This is a genomic window from Dactylosporangium aurantiacum (assembly GCF_000716715.1).
GTDB lineage: Bacteria > Actinomycetota > Actinomycetes > Mycobacteriales > Micromonosporaceae > Dactylosporangium > Dactylosporangium aurantiacum.
Genome location: NZ_JNYJ01000087.1, coordinates 14,986 through 39,071, shown reverse-complemented (window position 1 = coordinate 39,071; position 24,086 = coordinate 14,986). Strand labels below are relative to the sequence as shown.

Below are 24,086 nucleotides of genomic sequence, written 5' to 3'. Positions count from 1 at the left end.
CCTGGCTTCGCGGTGATCCCGCGACGACCAGGGCGTTTGGCGTTTTACACGATGGAGTGGAGACGAGGGGACTCGAACCCCTGACCCCCACACTGCCAGTGTGGTGCGCTACCAGCTGCGCCACGTCCCCATCTCGTGCCCCGGTCTTGCGGGCACTCCGGAATAGTACACAACCCGGGAGGGGGTCTCACACCGGGTATCGCTAGTTCTGTGTCGGGTCGGCCGGGTAGTGGGCGACGGCCGCCATGAGGCCGCCCTGGCGGCGTAGGACCATCTGCCACAGGTCGTCCGGACGGGGGGCGAAGGCGTCGCTGGGCAGGGCGTCGAAGACGAACCAGGAGCCGCTCTCGATCTCGCGTTCGAGCTGGCCCGGGGACCAGCCGGCGTACCCGGCGAAGACGCGGACCCCGACGACGCCGGCGACGAGCAGGTCGGGGTCGCCGGAGAGGTCGACGGTGCCGACGGCGCCGGAGACGCGGTTGAAGCCGGCGAGGTCCTCGACGCCGGGGCGGGTGCGGGCGAGGCAGATGGCGGCCTCGGGCTGGACGGGGCCGCCCTCGAAGACGACGGGTGGCTCGCCGGCGAGGGCGCCCCAGCCGCCGAGGACGTCGGCGACCTGGACCTCGGTGGCGCGGTTGAGCACGACGCCCAGGGCGCCGCCTTCCTCGTGGGCGACGACGAGGACGACGGTGCGTTCGAAGTTGGGGTCGCGGAGCGCGGGCGTCGCCACCAGCAGCCGGCCGGTCAACGACTCCATCGCCCTCCCTCGACGCTGTTTCGACGTGCCCCGGCCGGTGCTCGAGCTACCCGGTCTCGGTGATCCCCGGCCGGTCGGTGCTCCGAACATCCCGCCGGACCTGCCACTGGTGGGTCCGGGCTCCGGGGGCTCCTGTCCCCCCGGCTGGCCGGACGGGCCGGAGCCGCCGCCGGACGAGCCGGACGGGCGGAACTGTTCCATCCCACCGAGATCCCCGTATGAAGACATCAGCCCCACCAGCAGACATGACCGGCCGCGCGGTTGAGAACCGCGATCGTCGCGAGGCGGGGTGCGAGCGTCATGTCTCGCACATTAGCCTGACCCGCCCCTCGCGGTTAGGGTCTGTTGCGTGACCTCACTCGCCGACGTTGCCGTCATTGGTGGTTCAGGGCTGTATGCGCTGCTGGAGGGGGCCGAGGAGCATGTGGTCGACACACCGTTCGGCGCGCCGTCGGATCCCATAACCGTGGCGAGCGTCGGCGGGCGGCGCACCGCGTTCCTGCCCCGGCACGGCAAGGACCACCGGTTCCCGCCGCACCGGATCCCCTACCAGGCCAACCTGTGGGCGCTGCGCGAGATCGGGGTGCGGCAGGTCCTGGCGCCGTGCGCGGTCGGTGGCCTGCGGCCTGAGCTGGGGCCGGGCACGTTCGTGGTGCCGGACCAGCTGATCGACCGGACGTCCGGGCGGGTGCAGACGTTCTACGACACGGGCGCGGTGCACGTGAACTTCGCCGACCCGTACTGCGCGACCGGCCGGGCCACGGTCAAGCGGGTCGCGGCGGACCACGGGATCGAGGCCGGCGACGGCACGATGGTGGTCGTGGAGGGGCCGCGGTTCTCGACCCGGGCGGAGTCGCGGTGGTTCACCGCGATCGGTGGCGCTGTCGTGAACATGACCGGGCACCCGGAGGCGGTCCTGGCCCGGGAGCTGGCGCTGTGTTACACGTCGATCGCGTTGGTCACGGACCTCGACGCGGGGGTCGAGGGTGATCACGGGGTGACGATGGACGAGGTGTTCGAGGTGTTCGCGGCCAACACCGAGCGGCTGCGCAAGCTGCTGCTGGACGTGGTCCCGGCGCTGCCCGAGTCGCCCGACGACCCCTGCCAGCACGCCCTGGACGGCATGCCCGTCCAGCGCTAGGCGGGCAGGTGCACGACGAACCGGCAGCCGTCGCCGACGTTGGCGACGGCCACGTCGCCCTGGTGCGCCTCGACCAGCCCGCGCACGATGGCGAGCCCCAGCCCGCCGCCGGCGTCCCGGCCGGGGGTGCGCGCCGTCGTGCCGCGGAAGGCGACGTCGAACACGCGCGGCAGGTCGACGTCGGGAATGCCACCGCAGGTGTCGCTGACGGCGACCCAGCCGCCGGCGTCGTCCTCGCCGCCGGTGACGACCACGGTGCCGTCGGGCGGCGTGTACCGGATGGCGTTGCGGATGAGGTTGTTGACGATGCGCGACAGCTCCGGGACGGACCCGCGGACGGTCGGCCAGCCGCTGGACGCGGCGACGAGCTCGATCCCGGCGGCCGCGGCGAGGGGCGTCGCGGAGGCGATCGCGTCGGAGACGACGTCGCCGAGCGGGACCTCGGCCAGGGTCAGCCGCAGCGCGCCGGCGTTGATCCGGGACAGCTCGAACAGGTCGTCGACGAGGGCGGCCATCCGGTCGGTCTCGGCGCTGATGCGGTGGTGGTAGTCCGCGACGGTCTCGGGGTCGGACACGACGCCGTCCTCGAGCGCCTCGGTCATGGCGCGCAGCCCGGCGAGGGGGGTCCGCAGGTCGTGGGAGACCCAGGCGACCAGCTCGCGGCGGCGGGCCTCGGCCTCCCGCTCGCGCTCGCGGGCCTCGGCGGCCCACATGCTGGCCCTGGCGAGGCGCCGCCCGGCCCAGAGCCCGGCGGCGAGGCTGACGGTGGCGGCGGTGCCCACGACGATGAGCAGCACGTGCAGGTCATGGTCAGAGATGAACATCTCCATGGACGCGCCGAGGATGCCGGCGAGCACGCTGAGCACGGTCACCAGCAGCAGCACCACGATGTGCGCGGTGACGGAGCGGCCCCGCAGCGGCCCGCGCAGCACCAGCAGCCCCACGACCGCGACGGTCAGGGAGCCGGCCAGGGCCATCAGGAACGTGGCGAGGACGTCACGCATGTTCGTACCGGTAGCCGACGCCCCACACGGTGAGGATCCGGCGCGGCTCGGCGGGGTTGTCCTCGACCTTCTCCCGGAGGCGTCGCATATGGACGGTGACGGTCGACTGGTCGCCGAACGTCCAGCCCCACACCTGCTGCAGCAGCTCGGTGCGGCGCAGCACCCGGCCGGGGTTGCGCATCAGGAAGACCAGCAGGTCGAACTCGCGCACGGTGAGGGCCAGCTCGCGGCCGTGCAGGGTGGCGGTGCGCCGGGCCACGTCGACGCGCAGCTCACCGTCGACCAGCTCGCCGGACACCGGCGCGGGCGCGGCGCGGCGCAGGACCGACTGGACGCGCAGGACCAGCTCGCGCGGCGAGAAGGGCTTGGTGACGTAGTCGTCGGCGCCGATCTCCAGGCCCAGGACACGGTCGGACTCCTCACCGAGGGCGGTCAGCATGATGACCGGCAGGGTCCGGTCCTGCTCGCGCAGCCGGCGGCAGACCTCCAGGCCGTCGATGCCGGGCAGCATGAGGTCGAGCACGACGAGGTCCGGGCGTTCGGTGCCGTACGCGTCGAGCGCCTGCTGCCCGTCGCCGGCCAGCTCGACCGCGAAACCCTCGCGTTCCAGGTACCGCCGCACGACGTCGCTGACGGTCGGGTCGTCATCGACGACCAGTACACGCTGCCCCATCGTCCGAGCGTAGAGCGCGCCGCGGCGCCGGGCACCCACCGTCCGGCGTCCGTAAGGGGACCGTCAGGTTTCGCCGCCGAGGTCGGTGTCGTACGCCTCGTAGAGCAGGTCGGCGCCGCGCTGGCGGTGCTGCCACACCTCGCGGATGAGGCGGGTCGCGTCCTGGCGGACCACCTCGTGGCGGTAGCCGAACGTGCCCGGCGCGCCGTCCTGCACGGGGTCGATCTCGTCGAGGTGCCCTTCGAGGTCGTCCAGGGCCTCCCAGACGGTCTCGTGGTCGCCGACGAGCCCGTACAGCCCCCGGGCGAGCCTGGGCGCGTCGCCGAGGACGCCCGCGTAGAGCCCGGACGGGCCTTCGGTCTCCCGCACGTGCGCGGCGAACGCCGCCTTGAGCTGGGCGACGGCCTGACTGACCGCCGGACGCCAGGACGGGTCCCCGACCGGCGTCTGTATCGCGTGTTCCATCCGTTGGATGCCACCGAGCAGTTCCATGGGACGCACCTCCGCCGCGAGTACGCCAGTCCCTCCATGGTGTGACCTGGAACACAAAATGTCCAGGTCAGAGGGTTGAAATCTCCTCTTTCACCCCGGATGAGGCGGCCGCCATGCGGCGCAGCCAGGCGGAGACGGCGGCGAGGTCCGACTCGCTGAACCCGGCGGCGAGCCGGGCCTCGACCGCCTGGACGGTCGGCAGCGCCGCCTCCAGGCGGGCCAGGCCGGCGTCGGTCAGGAAGATCTGCTGGGAGCGCCGGTCGGTGGGGTGCTGGCGGCGCTCGACCAGCCCGGCCCGCTCCAGGCCGCCGAGCATCTCGTTGGCCGACTGGCGGGCGGTGGAGACCTTGCGGGCGACGTCGGCGACGGACATGCCCGGCGACTCGCGCAGCAGGAGCAGCGAGGCGAACTGTGCCACCGAGAGGTCGTGCTCGACCAGCGCCTCGGCGACCACCCCGCGCAGGCTCAGCCACGCGTGCCGGACGAGGAACGTGGAGCAGGCTTCTTCGGTACTCACCCGCCCATTGTGCGCCGTGGACACTATTGACAGGAACCTGCCATTCTTGCCACAGTGAGCCCATGACCGTCAGGGACCTGTCAATCACCCTACCCCAGCAGCGCCGCGTGCTGTCGGTGCTCGTGTTCGCCGCGGTACTGATCTGGATCGACACGACCATCCTCGGCATCGCGTTGGAACGCATCGCCGACCCGCGCACCGGTCTCGGCGCCACCCCCGGGGAGCTGCAGTGGGCCGTCGGGTCGTACGCGCTGCTGTTCGCCACCGCACTCTTCGCCGCCGGCGCGCTCGGCGACCGCTACGGGCACCGCACGGTCCTGGTCGCCGGGCTCGGGATCTTCGGCGCCGCCTCGATCTGGGCTGCCTGGGCCGGCGACGCGACCGGCCTGATCCTGGCCCGCGGCCTGATGGGCCTCGGCGGGGCGATGATGATGCCGACCTCGATGGCGATCCTGGGCGCGACGTTCCCGGCGGAGCGGCGCGCCGGCGCGATCGCGGTGTGGTCCGCGTCCAGCGGCGTCGGCGTCGCGCTCGGCCCGCTGCTCGGCGGCGTCCTCGTCGACCACTTCTGGTGGGGCTCGGTGTTCCTGGTCAACCTGCCGGTCGTCGCGGTCGCCCTGGTCGGCGTGCTGCTGGTGGTGCCCAACCCGAAGCTCGCGCAGCGGCGTCGGCCCGATCCGCTGGGCCTGGTGCTGTCCACCGGTGGGCTGGCGCTGCTCGCGTACGGCCTCATCGAAGCCGGCCAGGACACCGACTGGGCCCGCTGGCAGGTGTGGGCACCGGTGCTCGGCGGGCTGGCCGTCCTCGCGCTCTTCACGCTGGTCGAGTGGCGCTCCGCGGAGCCGTCGTTCGACCCGCGGCTGTTCCGCAACGGCCGCTTCAGCGCCGGCAACGTCGCCCTCGCCACGCTGTTCTTCGGCATCACCGGCCAGATGTTCTACGGCAACTTCTACCTGCAGGGCGCCCGGGGCATGTCGGCGCTCGGCACCGGCCTGGCGTTCCTGCCCGGCGCGGTCGGCGTCGCGCTCGGCTCCGGCATCGGCGCCCGGCTGGCGAAACGGTACGGCGTCGGCCCGGTCAGCGGCGGCGCCCTGCTCGTGGTGGCCGCCGGCTTCCTGGCCAACCTCACGTTCGGCCTCGACACGCCGCTGCTGTGGTTCTGCACCGTCGGGTTCGTCAGCGGGATCGCGATGGGCATGGCGATCGCCCCGACCGTGGCGGCCGTCATCGCGGTGCTGCCGCTGGACCGGATGGGCGCCGGGTCCGCGGTCAACAACACGGTCCGGCAGGTCGGCAGCGTGCTGGGCATCGCGCTGCTCGGCACGATCCTGGCCAGCAGCTACCGCGACCGGATCACGCCGTCCCTCGCCGCCCTGCCGCCGGGGGCCCGCGACGCGGCCGCCCCGTCGGCCGAGCACACCCGCGCCGTCGCCGAGCAGCTGCACCGCCCCGACCTGGCGGCCGCCGCCGACGACGCGTTCATGGCCGCGCTGCACATCACGGCCACCACGGGTGCGCTGGTCGCCTTTGCCGGTGGGGTACTGCTGATCGTCGCGTTCCGCACGCGGAAGCCGGCGCCGGCGCCGGAGCGGGTGCTGTCACCGACCGGATGAGCTACGGCGCGGCGCGCCGGGAGGCACTGGCCGCCCGGCGCGCCGTCGTCGTTTCCCGCTCCCGCCGCGCCGTTGCGGCCAGCCCCCGCCACCGCGGCAAGCCCGCGCCGACGACGGGTTCGGTGCGGTGCGGCTCACGGTTCGATGGCGAGGCCGGCCAGCCGCTCCGGGTCGGCGACAATGTCGATCTCGGTGATCCGGCCGCCGCGGATGGTGAACCCCATGACCGACAGCACCCGGCCCTCCTGCGCGGTGACCGCACCCGCCGCGCCGTTGACCACCGCCGGCCGGGCGAACTGGGCGTACCGGCCGAACAGCAGCGCCTGCCGGGCGACCGTCGCGGCACCGCGCAGGTGCTTGGGGACCGCCGAGGGCAGGAAGTCGCCGTAGTCGGCGCGCAGCACCACGTCGGGGTCGAGGACCGCGACGAGCGCCTCGAAGTCGCCCGACCGGGACGCGGCCATGAACGCCGCGACGACCTCCCGCTGCCGGGCCAGGTCGGCGTCGGGGACCGCGGCCGCGCCCTGGACCCGGCGGCGGCCCCGGCTGGCGAGCTGCCGCGCCGCCGCCGGGGTCCGCCCCACGATGGGCGCGATGTCGTCGAACGGCAGCGCGAACATGTCGTGCAGCACGAACGCGAGCCGCTCCGCCGGCTCGAGCGTGTCGAGGACCACCAGCAGCGCCAGCCCGACCGCGTCGGCGACGAGGGCCTCGTGCTCGGGGTCGCCGCCGGCGGCCGGGCTGACCACGGGGTCGGGCACCCGCACGTCGAGCGGCTCCTCCCGCCGGGTCGCCCGGGAGCGCAGCAGGTTCAGCGAGATCCGCCCGACGACCGTGGTCAGCCACGCCCCGAGGTCGGCGATCTCGTCGCGGCCGGCGTCACCGGTGTGCCGGCTCAGCCGCAGCCACGCCTCCTGCACCGCGTCGTCGGCCTCGCTGAGGGAGCCGAGCATCCGGTACGCCACCGCCCGCAGCCGCCCCCGGTGCTCCTCGAACCGCCGTGCCAGCCACTCGTCCTCGTGCATGCCCCTGCCTCCGGTGCGTCGTCACCAGCGTGACCCGCCGCGCCACCCGGATGTGACCGGACCGCCTACCTGCCCATCAGCTTCTCGACGTCGGCCAGCTCGGCCGGGCTCAGCGGCCCGTGCGCGAGCGCGCCCGCATTCTCCTCGACCTGCGCGACGGTGCGGCAGCCGGGGATCGGCACGGTCCGGCCGCTGTACGCCCACAGCCACGCCAGCGCGCCCTGCGCCAGCGTGCGCCCACCCGACGTCAGCACGTCCCGCACCGCGTCGATCCGGTTCAGGAACTCCGCCGACGGCCGCCCGCCGGTGAAGTAGGTCATCCACTCGGGGCTGAGTCCCCGCACGTCGTCCTCGGGCAGCTTCGAGTCGGCGGTGTACTTCCCGCTGAGCAGCCCCATCGCGAGCGGCCCCCGGATGATCACGCCCAGGTCGTGCTCGTCGGCGACGGGGATCACCCCGAACGAGCCCCGCAGCACCGACAGGTCCGACTGGATCGTGGCGCAGTGCACGCCCGCCTCGGCGAACGCGGCCGCCCGCTCCGGGAAGTCGGTGCTCCACCCGTACGCGCGGATCAACCCCTGCGTGACGAGGTCCTCCAGCGCGGGGATCAGCTCCAGCGCCCGCGGGATCGGCAGGTCGTTGATGTGCAGCTGGTACAGGTCGATGAAGTCCGTGCCGAGCCGCCGCAGCGACGCCCGGACGGCCCGCCCGACCTCCGCGGGCGAGCCGTCGTCGGCGCCGACGAACCTGGTCTGCTCGTCGAACGTGCCGCCGAACTTCGTCGCGACCACCGCCTCGTCCCGCCGCCCCTGCAGGGCCCGGGCCAGGACCTTCTCGCTGTGGCCGGCCCCGTACACGTTGGCGGTGTCGAAGAAGTTGACCCCGAGCTCGAGCGCGCGGCGGATCGCCCGGACCGACTCGTCGTCGTCGACCTCGCCCCAGCCGAGCGGCTGCGGGCTCGCCGCCGTCCCCGCCCAGAACGGCCCGCCGATCGCCCAGCAGCCGATCCCCAGCGCGCTGACCTCGATGCCGCTACGGCCCAGTTTCCTCGTTTCCGTCATGCGTCCCAGGCTGTCAGCTGGAGCGCGCTCCAGGTCAACTCCCCGCGGCCTGCCGTCACGTCGCCGCGCACCGCCACATGATCGCGACCGGCTCGTAGCTCATCCCGCCGCCGCGGCTGGACACGTAGCCCGCGACGACCGTGCCGTCGTCGCTGAGCGCCATGGTGCTCACCGAGGCGGTCGACGTCTCGTACCCGTCCGGCAGCGGCAGCGGCACCGTCGAGCCGTCCGCCGCGACGACCGCCGAAGGCCCGCCGAGCCGCCCCTGGGCGTTGATGACGGTGAGCAGACCGTCGGTCGTGTCGAGGTGCCCGGTGCGCAGGTTCCACCGGGGCGTGCCGATCCACCGGGGGCCCCGGTTCGGCTCGTCGTACGCGGCCCAGCCGGACACCCAGCCGCCCCTGATCGTCCCGACGTTGTACGTGCCCGCCGGGTTGCCCTTCACCGCCGGCTGGGGCAGCTTCCGCGGGGTGCCGTCCGGCGACCACACGTAGCCCAGGCCCGTCTTGGCCTCACCGCCTTCGAGGGTGCCGACGATCGTGCCGTCCTCGTCGATCCCGGAGGCCTTGCCGGTCATGCCGCCGCCGGGCATCGCCAGGATCGTGGGCTGCGCCGCCGGCGACGCCCACATCGCCGGCCGGCCCTGCACCGACCCGACGATGACCTCCCGCTCGTTGATCGCCAACGCCTGGGCGTCGGCGCCGGCCAGCTTGCTGAACTTCCCGTTCCTGTACACCCACGCCGTGGTCGTGTCCTGCGCGGTGAAGCTCGACCCGACCAGCACCCCGCTCGACGTGGCGTCGGACAGCACGGGGTCCTCGCCGGGCATCGGCACCTTGCGCACCTGCAGGTCCTGCCACACCACCGTCGACGGCCGGCCGTTCGGGTACGTCCGGCCCAGGATGTACCTGCCGCTCGGATCGGACCCGCTGACGATCCCCTTCTCCCCTTCACCGCCCGGCACCGGCAGCCGCTGCACGGCGCAGCCCTTGCCGCCACCCGGAGCGGTGCTCTGACCGGCGCTCGGACCGGCGCTCGGACCGGCGCTCCGACCGGCCGCGCCGCTCTGTCCCGCGCTGGGTGGTGCCGCGCGCTGGGAGCCGTCCGCGACGACCGTCCAGCCCGCGACCGCCACGGCGACGACGGTCGCCGCCGCCCCCGCCGCCCCGGCGAACCGCACCCGGCGGTGGTGCCGGTCGCCGTCCGCGATCGCCCTGCCGATGTCCACCGTGGACGCCGCGCGCGGCTGCTCCCCGGCGAGCGGCCGCAGCAGCGTCACACCGTCCTGCTCGTCGAACTCCACCGTCATCTCCCCTTCCGCGTGCCGGCCAGGTCGGTCTGCTCGATGTGCCGGCGCAGGGTCGCCAGCCCGCGGGCGGTCTGGCTCTTCACCGTCCCGGGCGAGCAGTCGAGCATCGTGGCGACCTCGTCCACCGGCAGGTCGCACAGGAACCGCAGCACCAGCACCGCCTGCTGCCGCCGCGGCACCTTCGCCAGCGCCGCCCGCACGACGATGGCCTCCTCGACCCCGCCCGCCGGCTCCTCCGCCCTGACCACGTCCGGCGGCGCGGCCGTCAGCCCCACCCGGAACCAGAACCGCCGCCGCTCGTCGATGAACCCCCGCACCACCATCGTGCGCACGTACTGGTCCAGGTGCTCGACGTCACGGATCCGCGGCCAGCTCACGTACAGTTTCGTGATCGCCTGCTGCACCAGATCGTCCGCGCGGTGCTCGTCCCCGCACAGGATGTACGCCAACCTGCGCAGCGAAGGCATGGCGCCGGTCACATACTCGACGTACTCCCGTTGCGCCTCGGCTCGCATCCACGTCCTCCCTCGCCCGGCGTTGTCGTCGCCCGGCATGTCGCGACTTCAACGCACCCCACCGCCACCCGGGTTGCACGCCTCTCCGCACGACTTCGCGCAGCGACGAACCGGCCTCAGGCAGCAGGCCGCGACCCGCACGACCCGGCACGGCGACGAGGGCGCGCGGCCCCGACCCACGCGACAGCGGCCCGGCGAGACCCTCAGGCCAGCACAAACACGGCACCGTCGAGCTCGCGATCCCAACGCTGCGGCAGGGTTCGTACGTCCCGGACCGGCTGCAGCTGGGCATCGCCGGCCTGTCGAGGTCGCACGGCAACGAGACGGCGGCGCATCTGGGACGCGCAGGTCGAGGCGTCTCGCAACCGGCCCCTCGACGGCGCCCGCAACGAACTCCCCGCCTTCACCGCGCTCCCACGGGAGATCTGGCGCCAGAGCTGGTCGAACAACCCTCAGTGACGGCTCAACAACGAGATTTGCCGCCGCACCGACATCGTCTTCCCCGACCGCGCCGCGATCCTCCGCCCCGTCGGCGCCGTCCTGGCCGAACAGGGACCGGCGAACGGACCGAAGACCGCCGCGGCATGGGCCTGGAAATCCTCGCCAAGGCACGACTCACCCTGATCGCCACCGGGAACCGACACCGAACCCGGCGCCGCCGACCCGCAGCGGCCTGACATCCCACCCAACTGGATCTACGCTGACCGTTCCTGCACCACGCCAGCGGACGCGACCGCAGCACAGAAGACCGCCAGCACAAACACCGCCAGCACAGAAACCGGCCGTGCGAGGCTCCGGCCGCGACGAACCCGGCCAGCACGAACCCGGCCAGCACGAACCCGGCCAGCACGAAGACCGACCGTGCGAACCCCAGGCACGCGGCGAACCCCGGCCCGCGCCCCGCTCAGGCGGCCCTGACGTCCAACCCCAACGCCACCGCGATCGTCGTGGCCTGGTCGGCGGTGATGATGGCCTGGCGCAGCTCCGTCGTCAGCGGGTCGAGGCCGGACAGGTCGCTGCCGCGTAAGTCGCACCGCGTCAGGTCCGCCTTCTGCAGCGCCGCGCCCGAAAGGTCGACGTCGCGGAAGACGCCGCCCTCGCAGCGGGCGCCGGTGAGGTCGGCCTCGCGCATGCGCACGCCGGTGAACTCGGCGGTGCCGAGCCTGGCGCCGGGCAGCGCGACGAAGGACCAGTCGCCCTCCTGCACCTTCAGCAGCTCGAACGTGCACCGGTCGAACGCGCTGCCGACGAGCTTGCACCGGGTGAACGTCGCGTCGAAGAAGTTGCAGCCGACGAACGTGCAGTTGAGGAACGCCACGTCGGTCTGCGTCGAGCAGTTGAACCGCACGTTGGTGAACGTGCACTCGGTGAACACCGACCGCTCGTTGCTGGCCTCGCACATGTCCACGTCGACGAACGCGACCCGGGCGTGCTCCAGCCCGACCGCGTGATGGTCGGTCCAGTCGTCGTCGTAGATCGTCGTCTGCGTCACCGGCGTCCGCTCAGCCATGCCAGCCCCCTCAACTCGCCTGCGCACACCCTCTCACCCAGGTACGACAAAAAACTCTCACGAGCACGACAAGTACCTCACGGCACCAGCCGGTAGTGCGTGGTGAGGCGGCCGTCCTCGAACAGGTGGAACGCCAACGCCGGCGGCGCGTCGCGGTCCAGCCCGCCGTCGTCCTCCCACGGCAGGACCAGCGTCGACGCCACACCGGGCGCGGCCAGCAGCGGCACCCCCGCGAACGTGCTCACCGTCGCGCTGTGGATGTGCCCGCACAGCAGCGCGACGACGTTCGGGTGCCGGCCGAGCACCTCGGCGAGCCGCTCCTCACCGAACTGCCGCATCCGGTCCGCTTCCGGATGCCCGATCGGCACCGGCGGATGGTGGAAGCACACGAACGTCGGCGCGCCCTCCGCCAGCACCCCGTCCAGCCAGGTGAGCGTCGCCGGCGCCAGCAGGCCGTCGGCACGCCCGGGGATCGACGAGTCGCACAGCGCGAAGACCAGGTCGCCGACGCGGGCCACCTGGTCGACCGGCCCGCCGTCCGGGGCCACCCCGAGCAGGGCCTGCCGGAACGCCGACCGCTCGTCGTGATTGCCCGGCAGCTGCAGCAGCGGTACGCCCACCTCCGCCAACGCCTTCGCCGCCGCGTACTCGGCGGGGAGGCCGTGGTCGGCCACGTCCCCGGTGACGAGCACCGCGTCGACCGGCCGGCGCAGCCCCCGCAGGTAGCGCACGACCCGGTCCACCCGCCCGGTGCTGTGCCCGCCGTCGTCGGCCAGATGCGTGTCACTGACGTGCGCGATGAGCGTCATTTCGCGACGGTACGACCACCGCCGCGCCCACTGCGAGATCCAATCGCCGGCGGGCGGCCCAGGTCACGCGGTCTCGTACACGACCCGGACCCGGTCGAGCCGCCCGGCCGCCAGATCCTCCTCCGGCAGCACGAACGCGATCCGCACGCACTCGCCCCACGCCGTGCCCTCCTCCCCCTCCAGCTGCAGCAACGGCCGCACCCCGGTGAGGCTCGGGTAGTAGGAGTCGTCGAGCCAGCCGAGCACCTGATGCGGCGCGTACGGCACCACCGGCCGCAGCGCGTCGAGCGCGTCCGCCACGCCGGGCAGGTCCCGCGACCGCCACTCGGCGAGCTCCGCCGCCATCAGCACGGGCAGCGACAGGCCGGGCCACGCACCGAGCGGCAGCGCCGGGATCACCTGCGCCCCTTCCGGCGCCTCGACGGTGGGCGCGCCGTCCGGTACGTGCACCACCCGGCACGCCCCGGCACCGTCACGGTGCCGGCGGTCGTTGAAGCAGAGCAGGCTGCCGCCGGCGGGCAGCGTCCACGCCGGCCCGAGCAGCCCGGCGAGGACCGCGCAGTCGAGGCGCGCGACGAGGACGAGCGGCTCGCCCTCGAACTCGGGCCATGCGTCCCCGACCGGCAGCCCGCCGTACACCCCGGCGAGCTGCCCTTCGTCGTCGTCCGCCACGACGGCGGGGTCCTCTTCGTCGTCGTCCGCCACGACGGCGGGGTCCTCTTCGTCGTCGTCCGCCACGACGGCGGGGTTCTCTTCGTCGTCGTGCTCCACGACGGCGAGCTCGACGGCTGGGCGTACCAGCGCCAACACCGCCTCGGCAAGGTCGGCCGGCACCCCGCCGGCCGCGCCGATCGCCGCCCGCAACGGTCCGAGATCCATGCCGCGAGTCTGCCAGCGCTACGGTGGACCGGGTGCGGACGGTCTCCCTCGACGACCTCGGCGCGTGGCTGCTCAAATGCAACGGCACCACCTCGGACGTCGCGGACGTGGCCGCCCGGCGCGACCCGGTCCGGCGGTGGTGCGTCCAGCCGAGCTACCGGACCGAGCTGATGCGCGCCGGCCAGCCGTTCCTGTTCTGGGTCAGCGGCGAGCGCCGCGTCGGCCCTGGGATCTGGGCCGCCGGCGAGCTGACCGGCCCGCCCGTCCTCGACGACGGCGACCACCCAAAGCTGCGCGTGCCGATCGAGCTGCGCTGGTTCGACGAGGGCCGCCGCGTGCCGCGTGACGTGCTGCGGGCCGACGAGCGCCTGGCCGGGCTGGAGGTGCTGCGCCTGCCCCGGGCGGCGAACCCGTCATTCGTCACGTCCGCGCAGCTCACCGCCATCCGCGGCCACCTGCCGGACTAGGCGAGGGTGACGCAGAGGTTCTCCATCGTGCCCAGCTGCACCGGCACCTCCCGGCTGCCGTCCGGGTGACGGATCACCACGAAGTCGCCGTGGGTGATGTAGTCGCCGCCCGGGAAGCCGACGTTGGTCGCCTTGATCGGCAGGGCGTTGTGCCCGCGCAGCTGCGAGACCCTGGTGCCGTCCGGCAGGTAGTAGACGCGGATCGATCCGGTCGCGTCGCGCACCACCGATTTGTGATTGCTCGTGTTGGTGTACCGGATGACCAGGACCCCCTCGAAGTCCTGCACCTTCGGTGAACCGTCGGGGTAGGTGGCGGGGGTGCGCATCCGCTCGCGGTCGCGGACGATGTCGCCCTTGACCTCGAACGCGCACACGTCCCCCGCCGGGATCACGAACGGCGGCGTGCTCGTCGGCTCCCACCCTCCGCCGCCGCCCTCACCGGACGCGGCGGCCGGCACCGCCGTCACCGCCACGATCGCCGCCGCCAGCACCAGCGCTTTCACTACCCGCATCTTGGCCTCCTGCCAGGTCCGTCGCACTGTCTGCGGACATGGTCGGCGCGGCCGGCGCGGCGGCTCCACGATTCGGCGGTCACCGAATCCGCGGCCCCGATCCGGCGCCGAGCAGGTCGGTGCCGAGGGCGGTGCGCTGGTACAGCACCTGCCGCCCCGCCCGGCGCGACGAGACCAGCCCGGAGCGGCGCAGCACCGACAGGTGCTCACTGACCGACGCCGCGCTCAGCCCCAGGTCACGAGCCACCTGCGTGGTCGACAGCGGCAGGTCGAGCCGGGCCAGCAGCGCCGCCCGGCTGCGCCCGAGCAGGTCCGCGACCGGCGGCGGCGACGCGCGGCCCGAGCCCTCCCAGACCTGCCCGACCCCGCGCGGCGCGTACACCAGTGTCGGGCAGCGCACGCCGGTGTCGACCAGCAGCGACGGCCACGCGAACACGCACGGCACCAGCAGCATCCCGGCCCCGTCGAGCCGGGTCCGCGACTGCCACCCCGGCCAGAGGATCCGTAGCGCGTCGCCGGCGTACTCCAGCTCCGGGTGCAGGTTGCCCAGCAGCCGCACGATCCCGCCGGACGTCAGCTGGTCCGCGCGGTGCCCGACCTCGGCGTCCAGCAGCCCGGCGAGTCGGGACCAGACCGGCTCGACGGCGACCTGCCAGTACGCCCGCACCTCGTCGGCCAGCCGCCCGAGGTGGCGCCCGGGGTGCTCGTACAGCTCCCGCAGCACCCCCGGCAGCGGCGCGCCGCCTCCCAGCAGGTCCAGCTGCGCCCGCACCTCGTCCTCCGGCGCGGTCCGGACCTGGTCCAGCTCGTCGCCGAACCTCGTGTCCATCCGCTGCGGCGCCGGCATCAGGAACTCGGGCACGTACCGCGGGTCGCCCAGCAACGCCGGCAACAGCTCCAGCCGCAGCCCGGCCACGCCGCCGCGCACCGACCGCACCCAGGGCTGGTGCATCCGCACCCGGTCGGCGTGACCGGCGATGCGCAGGCTGCTCATGACCTCGTACATCGGCGACCGCGCGAACCGGATCCGAGCCAGGTCACCGGGCTCGAACAGCAGCTCGATCACCCGGACCACGGTACCGACGCGACCCCGCCCACCGTCCCGCCGCGTCGCGGACCGGACTGTCGGGGCGCCGGCCGCCGGCCGGCGCACGCGGAAAGAGTAACGCCAGAGCGTCGCGCCCCGCCTTCACTCATAGATGCATTTACATGCTGCATCTCAGCTGTCCAGCGGACGGGGCCCCACCCTGGCCCCGTCGACCTCCGAGGAGGATCAGTGAGGACCACCCCCATCCACACACGCGTGCCCGCCCGCCGGCTGTTCGCCGTCGTCGCGGCCGCGACCGCCCTCAGCCTCTCCGCCCTGCCGACGGCCGCCGCAGCGGCCCCGCCCAGCTACGGCGCCGGCACCCTCGCCGCGGTGCACGACGCGGTCGGCGGGTCCGGCGTCGACGGCATCGCCTGGCACACCGACACGGCGGCCGGCCGCGTCGTGGTGACCGCCGACAGCAGCGTCTCCGGCGCCGAGATCGCGGCGCTCAAGCGGGCCGCGGGCAGCAACGCCGGCGCGCTCGTCATCAACCGGACGGCCGGCGTGTTCACCACCCTGCTCTCGGCGGGCGACGCCATCTACGGCGGCAAGTACCGGTGCTCGCTCGGCTTCAACGTGGTCAGCGGCAGCACGTACTCCTTCCTCACCGCCGGGCACTGCGGCAACCTGGTGAGCACGTGGTACACCAACTCCTCGCACACCACCCTGATCGGGCCGACCGTGTCCTCCAGCTTCCCCGGCAACGACTACGCGCTCGTCCGCTACGACAACACCTCGCTGAGCCACCCCGGCGGGTACACCGTCGCGGACGCGTTCGTCGGGGAGTCGGTCAAGCGCACCGGGTCGACCACCGGCACCCACAGCGGCACCGTGACCGCGCTGAACGTCTCCGTCCGCTACTCCGGCCACCCCGGCGGCACGGTCAGCGGCCTGATCCAGACCAACGTGTGCGCCGAGGGCGGCGACTCCGGCGGGCCGCTCTACGACGGCAGCAAGGCCATCGGCCTCACCTCCGGCGGCAGCGGCGACTGCAAGTCCGGCGGCATCACCTACTTCCAGCCGGTCCGCGAGGCCGTGAACGCCTACGGCGTGACCATCCTGTAGCCACCTGCGGGGTGCCCGGCCGTCCACCGCCGGGCACCCCGACGGCCTGCCGGTCCGCCGTGCCGGAGACCGGCGGCATGCCCGCAGGCGCGACCGAGCCGGTGTACGCCAGCACCGCCGGGCTGACCCCGGCGACAGCTACAACTTCGTGCTGGACCGGTGGAACACGGTCGACGAGGGCAGCGAGTACAACTACAGCTGCAACGGCTGCCTCGCCACCGTCCCGGCCTGCCCGTAGCACCGCTTCCTCAACGGTCGGCAGCCCTGTGCCCGGCAGAGGGCTGCCGCCGGCCTTCGCTCGCGCGTGCTCCACATGGCTCGCCCGAGGCGATAGTGCCAGACCCGTTTGAGGTCCTGTTGGTCGTGGTTTGCGGTGCGGGCCGCGTCACCGATCAGCCGGGGCGTGAGACGACCGTCGCGGGCCAGTGCGGTGCCGAGGAGCCGGACGCCGCCGTGGACGTGTGCCTCGATGTAGTCGTCGAGTGCGTCTTGTTGGTCGGCGGTGGCGAGAGCGATGAGAGACATGCGCTCGGCGACCGCGAAGGCGGTCGGTTCGAAAACGCTGTCCGGGTAACAGAACGTTGCCCTGGCCAGGCTCGCTGAGCTCAGCCGCAGGAGGGCTGACCCGAAGCGGGGCGCGGCGCCGACGACCACAGTTGAACCCCGGAACGGCGTTGAGGGGGGTGCGGGTGGAGCGAAGCTCCCCCACCGGGGAGCACCGGCGAAGCCGGTGCGCGGGCATACGACACCTTCGACGGCGGACGGCTCCTGCGTCAGCAGGGGCCGTCCAGAGGTGGGGCTGACGCTTACTTACTTGAACCTGCTGGGCCAGATCTGGTAGCGGTTTCGAAGCCTCGGACTAAGGTGTTAGCTAAGGAGGTTCCATGTCGAGCGAAGCAGTCGTTCCGCAGTTCAACATCCACGACGCGAAGACCAACCTCTCCCGGATCATCGACCGCGTGGAGCACGGCGAAGAGATCATCATCAGCCGTGCCGGCACGCCGGTCGCCAAGGTGATCCCGCTCCACCCACGCATCAAACGCACCGGCCGGGGCTCACTGACCGGCCAGCTCATCGCGAGCGACGACTGGGACTCGCCGACCGTCAACGACAGCATCGCCGACGAGTTTGGCTTGACGCAGTGAGCCTGCTGCTCGACACCCATGTGGTGCTGTGGTGGCTCACCGATGACGCAACCTTGGCCGAGGACGTCAAGGACCGCCTCGACCACGATCTCAACGTCTACATCAGCCCAGCCACGATCTGGGAGGTTGCCAGCAAACAGTCCCTGGGCAAGCTGCAGCCGGCGGACCTGCCGGAGCGCATCCGGGACAGCGGGTTCCGCGAGCTGCCTATAACGTCCGCCCACGCCATTGCCGCAGGTCGCCTTCCCCTCATCCACCGCGACCCGTTTGATCGGATACTCATCGCACAAGCCCAGCTCGAAGAACTCACGCTGGTCACCCGCGACGCTCACATCCACAAATACGACGTCGACTTCCTCGCGGTCTGAGCCCCATCACCTGCCCAGCGCGACGACGCACCGCAGCGACAACGGAACCTGCGCGAATTCGACGGCGCCGCTACAGGATTGAGAAGCGCGGGTGGAGCGAGGCTCCCCACTCGAGTTGAGGGGGTGTGGGTGGAGCGAAGCTCCCCCACCGGGGAGCACCGGCGCAGCCGGTGCGCGGGGAATCCGGAACCGCCAACGGCGAACGCCCCCTGCGTGAGCAGGGGGCGTTCGGCGGTGGAGCTGGCGATGGCCTACTTGAACCCGCCGGAGTGACGCCAGCGGGCGGTCGAAACCATCGATCAAGGACGCGGAAGACGAATGCCGCCGACGATGGTCCGTCCTCACCCGCCGGGCGACAGTAAGGCATCATCGACGGGCGTAATACCTCCGGCCAAGGGTGCCGCCCTGCCCGACGCGGAGCGCATCCGAACCACCCCATCCATTCAGGAGCGTACGTGCGAAAGCATGGACTGCGCCGTGCCCTGCTCCACGCAGCGGTGACGGCAGCCACGATCGCCGGCGCGGCGGTCTCCACCACACCGGCGTACGCCGAGACCGGCACAAGTGTCATCACCGGACACCTGGCCGACGCGAACGGCAATCCGGCCGTCGGAGCCGACGTCTGGGCGCAGACGTGGAACATGAGCACCCCGGCCGCGACGACGACCGACGCGAACGGGGCGTATACGCTGCCGGACCTCCCCGCCGGGGAGTACCAGGTCAGCTACCGCGCCAGCGGCGGCAGCTTCACCCAGTGGGCCCATCAGAAGCTCACCTATGCCGACAGCGACGTCATCATCGTGGGCGCGGGAGCCACGGTGGTGGTGGACGACCGGCTGCTGCCGACTGCGACGATCTCCGGCAGCCTGCTGAACCGGGACGGCACGCCGGCCTGGGCGTACCTCACGGTCTTCGACAGCGCCGCGCAGAACTACATCACCAGCGTCAGCGTTCCGTCCAGCGGCGCGTTCACCCTCGAACTGCCGGTCGGCTCGTACAAGCTCAACTACCGGGTCCGCGACGCGTTCGACCAGTGGTCTGGCGGGAAGACCTCCTACGAGACCGCGGTGCCCGTCGAGGTGATCGCCGGCCAGGCGGTGCAGGTCGTGGAAACGGTGCTGCCGACGGGTTCGGTCGGCGGGCAGCTTACCAACGCCGACGGTAGCCCGGCGGCGAACGTGGGCGTCATCGCCAACCAGCCGGACGGCAATGGCAGCCAGGGCTGGACGACCACCGGCGCCGACGGGCGGTATCGCATCGACGACCTACTGCTCGGCGTCTACGTCGTGGCGTTCGCCGGGCCCGCGGGGGTCACGCAGTACGCGCACGGCAGGCTCGACAGCGCCGCAGCCGACCGGTTCACGGTGACCGACGGCAAACTGACCACGGTCGACGAGACATTCCTGCCGACAGGCGCGATCCGGATCGTCGCGCACGACGCCACGACCGGCGAACCGCTGGAGAACTTCTGCGTGTGGGCGACGAACACCGACAACGTCAGAGGCTGCGCCACCGGCGTCGAGTTGCTGATCGCCGACCTCTTCGTCGGCACATACACGCTCAACGTCAACATCGACGACCACCTCCACCTGACGGTGCCCTACGTGCCGGTCACGGTCGCCGCCGGGCAGACCGCGACGATTGACGTGGCCATGCGCCAGGGCGCGTCGATCACCGCCACGATGGTCAGCCGCGACGGTGGCATCGCGGTCAACGGCTGCGTCGGCGTGGCGAACATCAGCCAGCCCTACGGCTACGATCCGTACGGCTTCTGCTCGGACGAGAGGCCGGGCCCGACGCCGGGCTCGGTGGTGATCGGTCCGCTGGAGCCGGGCACGTACCAGCTGCTCGCCGACCCGCGCAGCGATACCCTCGGCCTGCAGTGGGTCGGCGCGGCCGGCGGCACCGGTGACCGCGACGCCGCGCAGCGGTTCACGGTCGCGTCCGGCGACCGGATCACCGCGCCGACCATCCAGTTCGACCGGGCCGGCACGGTCCGCGGCAAGGTGACCGACGTCAACACCGGCGCCCCAGTCGCGAGGGTCTGTGTCTCGGTCGTCGCGCTGTCGCAGGGCTTCGCTCCCCAGGGTGGCTGCGGGTTCTGGACTGGCGCCGATGGCACATACAGCATCCCGGGCGTCGGCCCGTACGCATGGCCGGTGCAGTTCATCGAGCGTGGGTACCAGTGGCGCTGGTCCGGCAACGCGGTGAACCGCCACGAGGCGACGATGGTGACGGTGCCGGCCGGTAAGTATGCCGCCGCGAACATCAAACTGCGCACCGGCGGCGGCACGCTCACCGGCACCGTCCATGACGCGGCCGGCAACCCGCGCAATGCGTTCGTGGTCGCGTACGACGCACTGTCCGGCGAAGCCCTCCACTCCGGAGACAGCAACAACCAGTACAGCAACCCGCCCATGACATTCACGATCCCGAACATCGCGCCGCAACAGATCAAGATCTTTTACCAGTTGCCCGACGGCCGCAGCGGCTGGCTCGGCGGTGCCGACCTCGCACACGCCCAGACGTACCAGATCCGAAACAACAGGACCCTGACCGTCGACGTCATCGTCCCGTAGCGACGACGGCCGGGGCCGCCACGGCGGACCCCGGCCGCAACCGCGCACTCAGTTCGAACGGCCGGACGTCGTCACATGGGCGGTGATCGGTTTGAGGGGGTATGAGGGCGCTGACGTTGTAAACACCATATGCACGTATACTTATATGACAGCTCGACTAAACCCTGCCCCCAGCGGCAGCTGCGAGCGAAGCGAAGCACCCCCGCTCTCCCGGCTCACCCCGAACCAGGTTTTGAGGGGGTGTGAGTGGAGCAAAGCTCCCCCACCGGGGAGCACCGGCGCAGCCGGTGCGCGGGGAATCCGAAGCCGCCAACGGCGAACGCTCCCTGCGTGAGCAGGGGGCGTTCGGCGGTGGAGCTAACAGTGACCTACTTGAACCCGCTCAGTTGAGGCGACGAGGCACGCGGCGCAGCAGGTCGGCGGTGTCGATTTCGAACGTGAACGGCTCATCGACGGCGAGCACCTCGCCCGCCTTCGCGACCGCGTGCTCCGCGTAGTGCGCACCGTCGAGCCGGAACAACCGCAGCGTCACAGAACCGGGCGGATCCTGCTCCACGAGCAGGTAAAGATTGATTCCGGCCTTGGCGTACAGTTCCATCTTCACCAGGCGATCGGTCCCGGCGTTGCCCGGCGAAACGACCTCGCCGATCAGGACGACGTCGGGGGCATCGATCACCACACCGTCCTCGTCGGTGTCCGCCACGACGAGGTCCGGGATCATGATGCGTCCGCTTTGCAGCCGGACGTTGACCGCCTCCAGCGCGAGCAGTCCCGCATCGAACGCAGCCCGATCGAGCTCCACGAACAGCAGTGACGAAAGGCGCTGGTGCCGCTTGCTCGGTGCCGGGCTCACCAGCAGGCTCCCGTCCAGCAACTCGATCCGGTCGACGGTCTCGCCGAGCGCAAGGTACTCGTCCTCGCTCCACGGTCCTTCGTGTTCGAGCACGGCGACACTCATCAGCTCACACACCTCCCGACGGATGCTTGTCACCAGCCTGCCATGCCAACCACCCAGCGGTGACGCGCACACCCTCAAGACTCACCCGAAACGATAGCCAACTAGTGGCCATATGCCAATTCGACAGCAACGCTGTTAAGCCGGCCGAGCGAAGCCGCGGCAAGCTTCGTGACGCACACGAACGCTCGTGCCGGACAGTCCGACCGCTCGGTACCCCGCCCGGCCCCAGACCGTGTGCAATCAGAGCGCGCCGCGCCGGATAGATGTTGATGATCTCGCTTTCCGACGCGTTCGCGACCTGGTCACGGGTCAACGCGTCCGGCCACAAGTACGCCTCGTCCACGCCAAGGCGCGCCGCCACGGCGTACCGATGACGGCGGTACGGCAGCCGCCCGCTGATCCACCGCTCGACGCGCTGGCCGAGGATCATTGACCGGCCAGCTCATCGTGAGCGACGGCTGGGACTCACCGACCGTCAACGACAGCATCGCCGACGACTTCGGCGTGATGCCGTGAGCCTCCTCCTCGACACCCATGTGATGCTGTGCTGGCCCACCGATGACGAGACGTTGGCCGAAGAGGTCAAGGACCGTCTCGACCACGAACACAACGTCTCCATCAGCCCGGCCACCATCTGGGAAGTGGCCATCAAGCAGTCCCTGGGCAAGCTGCAACCGGTTGAGGGGGTGTGGGTGGAGCGAAGCTCCCCCACCGGGGAGCACCGGCGCAGCCGGTGCGCGGGGAATCCGGAACCGCCAACGGCGAACGCCCCCTGCGCGAGCAGGGGGCGTTCGGCGGTGGAGGTGCCGGGAATCGAACCCGGGTCCTTCGTTGCTTTGCTAGGGCTTCTCCGAGCGCAGCTCGCTGTGCCTCTACTCGGCCCTACCGATCACGCGAGCGAGTCGGTATGACGGGCCCAGTCGCGATTGATCTCGCCGCACGAGCCCCGCGACAGGACTCGATTGGCCAGCCTTCTAGCTGATGCCGGTGATCGGGTCGAAGGCGAACCCGGACCGACAGATCTCTACCCTTGCTTAGGCAGCGAGAGCGAGATCGGAGCGCTTGTAATTGGCGCTTATACTTTTCCGACGACTGATTCACGAGACAACGTCGGCTTCCTCGGCTCGCTTCCCCTAACGCGGCGCACAAAGTCGAAACCAGTCACCCCCGCGCGGGTGGTGTTGGCTGTCGCTCCCTAGCGACCGATCTAGCGTAGCGCGTCCCCACCAGCTTTTCATCCCGATACCCGGCTGCAGGGGCGGCCGTCGATGGTGCAGTCGAGGGGGGCGTTGCGCACGCTGAGGCCCTCGACCTCGAAGCGCAGGGTGGCGGTGCCGCCGGTGCCGATCGTACGGGTGGCGTCGACCGGGGTGAAGATCACCTTGAGGCCGGTGCGGGTCATGACGGCGCCGTCGACGTTGCGGACGGCGAGGTCGAGCAGGGGCAGCACGACGGTGACGGTCCAGTCGGTGCTCGGGGCGGGGCCGGGGTTGGCGATCGTGACCGTCACCCGGTAGGAGGTCAGTGTCAGGTCTTCGGTACGCGCACCCGCGGTGAGCCGCGACGCGCTGGCCGCGACGGCGCTGGGCGCGGGCACGGCGGCGGCCGACGCCGGGGACGCCGAGGTGGCCGAGACGCCGGCGGCGCGCGGGGAGCGTTCCGTGGGCGCGGCCGGGACGGTGGCCTGCTCCGGGCCCTCGACGCCGCCGCCGGTGCGCGGGGGCTTCGCCGGGTGCGGCGCGGTGGCCTTGCCGACGAGCAGGGCGATCATCGCCAGCAGCAGCAGGATCGCGGTCCCCGCGGCGACCGCCTGGCTGCGCCGGTCCGCCGTCCAGTCGCGGTCGGTGACGGCCCAGCGCCAGGTGCGGCGGACCAGCGCGACCAGCGCGGACCAGAACGACCCCAGCCGACGCGCGGGCACCGCGGCCGGCTCAGCGACGGCGGCGGGCACGGTGGCGGGCACGGCGGCCACCCCCGTCGCCCGGGCGCCGAGGACCGCGGCCGCGAAGCCCGGCATCGTGGTCGTCGATCGCGGGCCGGCGGTGGAGCGCACCTGCGAGCTGAGACCGGGCGCGGACCGGCTCGGTGCGTGCTGGCGCGGCAGCCGGTTGAACGGGCCGCCGTCGTTGCGCCGCACGACCGTGGGCGCATCGGTGACCGCGGGCGCGGCGGGCGGTTCGGCGGCGGCCTGCCGGGCGAGCGTCGCGGCGAGCGGGCCCTCGAACAGCCGCTGGTACGTCCCGCGCAGCACCCTTCGCCGCATCGCGCCCTGCGGGCCGAGGAACCCGCTCTGGGTGAGGGCGAGCCGGGTGCCGCCGCCGTCGCGTTCGTCCAGGGTGACGGCGACGACGGTGTGCAGGTTCTCCCCCGACCAGCGCATCACCAGCCGGTGCGGCGCCTCGGTGGTGACGATCTCGCCTTCGATCGGGTCCTCGAGGCCGGCGAGCGCGGTCGCCTGGAACGTGAACGTGCCGTCGTCGCGGACCATGAACCGGGTCGTGGCCAGCCAGTCGGTGACGAGGTGCGCCTCGGTGAGCGCACGCCACACCGCAGGCGGTGGGTGCTCGAGGTCGACATCGACCCGAATCTCGGTCACG

General features: G+C 72.1%; 23 protein-coding genes, 1 tRNA gene, 1 other RNA gene and 2 pseudogenes. 8 read left to right on the top strand and 19 right to left on the bottom strand.

What is annotated here, in order from left to right:
- Positions 1-57 precede the first annotated feature (57 nt).
- Positions 58-130: transfer RNA gene (locus OP18_RS49155), tRNA-Ala, on the bottom strand.
- 72 nt (positions 131-202) lie between these two features.
- Complete coding sequence (locus OP18_RS49150) at positions 203-757, bottom strand: YqgE/AlgH family protein (RefSeq protein WP_033367449.1); 555 nt, start codon at positions 755-757, stop codon at positions 203-205.
- 349 nt (positions 758-1,106) lie between these two features.
- On the opposite strand from OP18_RS49150, the gene OP18_RS49145 reads away from it, so the two are divergent.
- Positions 1,107-1,898 (top strand): S-methyl-5'-thioadenosine phosphorylase, encoded by a 792-nt coding sequence (locus OP18_RS49145; protein ID WP_033367448.1) that lies wholly within the window; start codon positions 1,107-1,109, stop codon positions 1,896-1,898.
- Here OP18_RS49145 and OP18_RS49140 read toward each other — a convergent pair.
- The 4 genes from OP18_RS49140 to OP18_RS49125 form a co-directional block, all read right to left on the bottom strand.
- Complete coding sequence (locus OP18_RS49140) at positions 1,895-2,902, bottom strand: sensor histidine kinase (protein ID WP_033367446.1); 1,008 nt, start codon at positions 2,900-2,902, stop codon at positions 1,895-1,897. The genes OP18_RS49145 and OP18_RS49140 overlap by 4 nt on opposite strands.
- Positions 2,895-3,575: a response regulator transcription factor gene (locus OP18_RS49135; protein ID WP_033367444.1), complete on the bottom strand. Its 681-nt coding sequence runs from the start codon at positions 3,573-3,575 to the stop codon at positions 2,895-2,897. The genes OP18_RS49140 and OP18_RS49135 overlap by 8 nt, the downstream gene beginning before the upstream one ends.
- A 63-nt stretch (positions 3,576-3,638) precedes the next feature.
- Complete coding sequence (locus OP18_RS49130) at positions 3,639-4,067, bottom strand: hypothetical protein (protein ID WP_052388520.1); 429 nt, start codon at positions 4,065-4,067, stop codon at positions 3,639-3,641.
- Positions 4,068-4,134: 67 nt separating this feature from the next.
- On the bottom strand, positions 4,135-4,584 hold the full coding sequence (locus OP18_RS49125; protein ID WP_033367443.1) for a MarR family winged helix-turn-helix transcriptional regulator: 450 nt from the start codon (positions 4,582-4,584) through the stop codon (positions 4,135-4,137).
- A gap of 62 nt (positions 4,585-4,646) precedes the next feature.
- Here OP18_RS49125 and OP18_RS49120 point away from each other — a divergent pair, with 62 nt between their 5' ends.
- Complete coding sequence (locus OP18_RS49120; protein WP_033367442.1) at positions 4,647-6,197, top strand: MFS transporter; 1,551 nt, start codon at positions 4,647-4,649, stop codon at positions 6,195-6,197.
- 134 nt (positions 6,198-6,331) lie between these two features.
- On the opposite strand, the gene OP18_RS49115 is transcribed toward OP18_RS49120, so the two are convergent.
- From OP18_RS49115 to OP18_RS49100, 4 genes are all read right to left on the bottom strand, one after another.
- Positions 6,332-7,222 carry a sigma-70 family RNA polymerase sigma factor gene (locus OP18_RS49115; protein WP_033367441.1) on the bottom strand — a complete coding sequence of 297 codons (891 nt, stop codon included), beginning with the start codon at positions 7,220-7,222 and terminating at the stop codon, positions 6,332-6,334.
- Between the two features lie 65 nt (positions 7,223-7,287).
- Positions 7,288-8,283 (bottom strand): aldo/keto reductase, encoded by a 996-nt coding sequence (locus tag OP18_RS49110; RefSeq protein ID WP_033367440.1) that lies wholly within the window; start codon positions 8,281-8,283, stop codon positions 7,288-7,290.
- A 55-nt stretch (positions 8,284-8,338) separates the two neighbouring features.
- Positions 8,339-9,592 carry a hypothetical protein gene (locus tag OP18_RS49105; RefSeq protein ID WP_156090336.1) on the bottom strand — a complete coding sequence of 418 codons (1,254 nt, stop codon included), beginning with the start codon at positions 9,590-9,592 and terminating at the stop codon, positions 8,339-8,341.
- Positions 9,589-10,107, bottom strand: a complete 519-nt coding sequence (locus OP18_RS49100; RefSeq protein ID WP_033367438.1) for a SigE family RNA polymerase sigma factor — start codon at positions 10,105-10,107, stop codon at positions 9,589-9,591. Before OP18_RS49100 ends, OP18_RS49105 begins: the two co-directional genes overlap by 4 nt.
- Positions 10,108-10,479: 372 nt before the next feature.
- On the opposite strand from OP18_RS49100, the pseudogene OP18_RS61575 reads away from it, so the two are divergent.
- Positions 10,480-10,784, top strand: a pseudogene (locus OP18_RS61575) (transposase); the annotation flags it as partial.
- A gap of 227 nt (positions 10,785-11,011) precedes the next feature.
- Here the strand turns inward: OP18_RS61575 and OP18_RS49090 are convergent.
- The 3 genes from OP18_RS49090 to OP18_RS49080 all read right to left on the bottom strand — a co-directional run bounded on the left by OP18_RS49090 (position 11,012) and on the right by OP18_RS49080 (position 13,305).
- Entirely contained in the window at positions 11,012-11,617 is a 606-nt protein-coding gene (locus tag OP18_RS49090) for a pentapeptide repeat-containing protein (protein WP_033367435.1), read from the bottom strand.
- Between the two features lie 77 nt (positions 11,618-11,694).
- A complete protein-coding gene (locus OP18_RS49085) occupies positions 11,695-12,426 on the bottom strand; it encodes a metallophosphoesterase (RefSeq protein WP_033367433.1) in 732 nt (243 codons plus the stop codon).
- A 63-nt stretch (positions 12,427-12,489) separates the two neighbouring features.
- A complete protein-coding gene (locus tag OP18_RS49080; RefSeq protein ID WP_156090335.1) occupies positions 12,490-13,305 on the bottom strand; it encodes a DUF1963 domain-containing protein in 816 nt (271 codons plus the stop codon).
- Between the two features lie 32 nt (positions 13,306-13,337).
- Between OP18_RS49080 and OP18_RS49075 the strand changes: the two genes are divergently transcribed.
- The gene (locus OP18_RS49075) at positions 13,338-13,772 is read left to right on the top strand and encodes a hypothetical protein (RefSeq protein ID WP_245635799.1); all 435 of its coding nucleotides are present in this window, start codon (positions 13,338-13,340) and stop codon (positions 13,770-13,772) included.
- Here OP18_RS49075 and OP18_RS54245 read toward each other — a convergent pair.
- A complete protein-coding gene (locus tag OP18_RS54245; RefSeq protein ID WP_156090334.1) occupies positions 13,769-14,284 on the bottom strand; it encodes a hypothetical protein in 516 nt (171 codons plus the stop codon). The two genes, OP18_RS49075 and OP18_RS54245, sit on opposite strands and share 4 nt — an antisense overlap.
- A gap of 79 nt (positions 14,285-14,363) precedes the next feature.
- A complete protein-coding gene (locus OP18_RS49065) occupies positions 14,364-15,350 on the bottom strand; it encodes a helix-turn-helix domain-containing protein (protein ID WP_156090333.1) in 987 nt (328 codons plus the stop codon).
- A 210-nt stretch (positions 15,351-15,560) separates the two neighbouring features.
- On the opposite strand from OP18_RS49065, the gene OP18_RS49060 reads away from it, so the two are divergent.
- The gene (locus tag OP18_RS49060; RefSeq protein ID WP_033367425.1) at positions 15,561-16,439 is read left to right on the top strand and encodes a S1 family peptidase; all 879 of its coding nucleotides are present in this window, start codon (positions 15,561-15,563) and stop codon (positions 16,437-16,439) included.
- Positions 16,440-16,769: 330 nt separating this feature from the next.
- Here the strand turns inward: OP18_RS49060 and OP18_RS61570 are convergent.
- A pseudogene (locus OP18_RS61570) lies at positions 16,770-17,087 on the bottom strand (DUF3626 domain-containing protein); the annotation flags it as partial.
- Positions 17,088-17,323: 236 nt separating this feature from the next.
- Between OP18_RS61570 and OP18_RS49050 the strand changes: the two are divergent.
- The 3 genes from OP18_RS49050 to OP18_RS49040 all read left to right on the top strand — a co-directional run bounded on the left by OP18_RS49050 (position 17,324) and on the right by OP18_RS49040 (position 20,531).
- On the top strand, positions 17,324-17,584 hold the full coding sequence (locus tag OP18_RS49050) for a type II toxin-antitoxin system Phd/YefM family antitoxin (RefSeq protein WP_033367423.1): 261 nt from the start codon (positions 17,324-17,326) through the stop codon (positions 17,582-17,584).
- The gene (locus tag OP18_RS49045) at positions 17,581-17,952 is read left to right on the top strand and encodes a type II toxin-antitoxin system VapC family toxin (protein WP_033367421.1); all 372 of its coding nucleotides are present in this window, start codon (positions 17,581-17,583) and stop codon (positions 17,950-17,952) included. Before OP18_RS49050 ends, OP18_RS49045 begins: the two co-directional genes overlap by 4 nt.
- 455 nt (positions 17,953-18,407) lie before the next feature.
- On the top strand, positions 18,408-20,531 hold the full coding sequence (locus OP18_RS49040) for a carboxypeptidase-like regulatory domain-containing protein (RefSeq protein WP_156090332.1): 2,124 nt from the start codon (positions 18,408-18,410) through the stop codon (positions 20,529-20,531).
- A gap of 382 nt (positions 20,532-20,913) precedes the next feature.
- Here the strand turns inward: OP18_RS49040 and OP18_RS49035 are convergent, their stop codons facing one another.
- From OP18_RS49035 to OP18_RS54240, 3 genes are all read right to left on the bottom strand, one after another.
- Positions 20,914-21,489, bottom strand: a complete 576-nt coding sequence (locus tag OP18_RS49035) for a Uma2 family endonuclease (protein ID WP_033367417.1) — start codon at positions 21,487-21,489, stop codon at positions 20,914-20,916.
- 795 nt (positions 21,490-22,284) lie between these two features.
- Positions 22,285-22,658: a transfer-messenger RNA gene (gene ssrA / locus OP18_RS54660) on the bottom strand.
- A gap of 65 nt (positions 22,659-22,723) precedes the next feature.
- On the bottom strand, positions 22,724-24,085 hold the full coding sequence (locus OP18_RS54240) for an SRPBCC domain-containing protein (RefSeq protein WP_081971799.1): 1,362 nt from the start codon (positions 24,083-24,085) through the stop codon (positions 22,724-22,726).
- Between the last annotated feature and the right edge of the window lies 1 nt (position 24,086).

Coding starts and splice junctions, on each gene's coding strand:
- OP18_RS49100 (WP_033367438.1), bottom strand. CDS start 10,107: ATGCGAGCCGAGGCGCAACGGGAGTACGTCGAGTATGTGACCGGCGCC.
- OP18_RS49110 (WP_033367440.1), bottom strand. CDS start 8,283: ATGACGGAAACGAGGAAACTGGGCCGTAGCGGCATCGAGGTCAGCGCG.
- OP18_RS49035 (WP_033367417.1), bottom strand. CDS start 21,489: ATGAGTGTCGCCGTGCTCGAACACGAAGGACCGTGGAGCGAGGACGAG.
- OP18_RS49050 (WP_033367423.1), top strand. CDS start 17,324: ATGTCGAGCGAAGCAGTCGTTCCGCAGTTCAACATCCACGACGCGAAG.
- OP18_RS49150 (WP_033367449.1), bottom strand. CDS start 757: ATGGAGTCGTTGACCGGCCGGCTGCTGGTGGCGACGCCCGCGCTCCGC.
- OP18_RS49090 (WP_033367435.1), bottom strand. CDS start 11,617: ATGGCTGAGCGGACGCCGGTGACGCAGACGACGATCTACGACGACGAC.
- OP18_RS49140 (WP_033367446.1), bottom strand. CDS start 2,902: ATGCGTGACGTCCTCGCCACGTTCCTGATGGCCCTGGCCGGCTCCCTG.
- OP18_RS49135 (WP_033367444.1), bottom strand. CDS start 3,575: ATGGGGCAGCGTGTACTGGTCGTCGATGACGACCCGACCGTCAGCGAC.
- OP18_RS49130 (WP_052388520.1), bottom strand. CDS start 4,067: ATGGAACTGCTCGGTGGCATCCAACGGATGGAACACGCGATACAGACG.
- OP18_RS49080 (WP_156090335.1), bottom strand. CDS start 13,305: ATGGATCTCGGACCGTTGCGGGCGGCGATCGGCGCGGCCGGCGGGGTG.
- OP18_RS49105 (WP_156090336.1), bottom strand. CDS start 9,592: ATGACGGTGGAGTTCGACGAGCAGGACGGTGTGACGCTGCTGCGGCCG.
- OP18_RS49120 (WP_033367442.1), top strand. CDS start 4,647: ATGACCGTCAGGGACCTGTCAATCACCCTACCCCAGCAGCGCCGCGTG.
- OP18_RS54245 (WP_156090334.1), bottom strand. CDS start 14,284: ATGCGGGTAGTGAAAGCGCTGGTGCTGGCGGCGGCGATCGTGGCGGTG.
- OP18_RS49085 (WP_033367433.1), bottom strand. CDS start 12,426: ATGACGCTCATCGCGCACGTCAGTGACACGCATCTGGCCGACGACGGC.
- OP18_RS49115 (WP_033367441.1), bottom strand. CDS start 7,222: ATGCACGAGGACGAGTGGCTGGCACGGCGGTTCGAGGAGCACCGGGGG.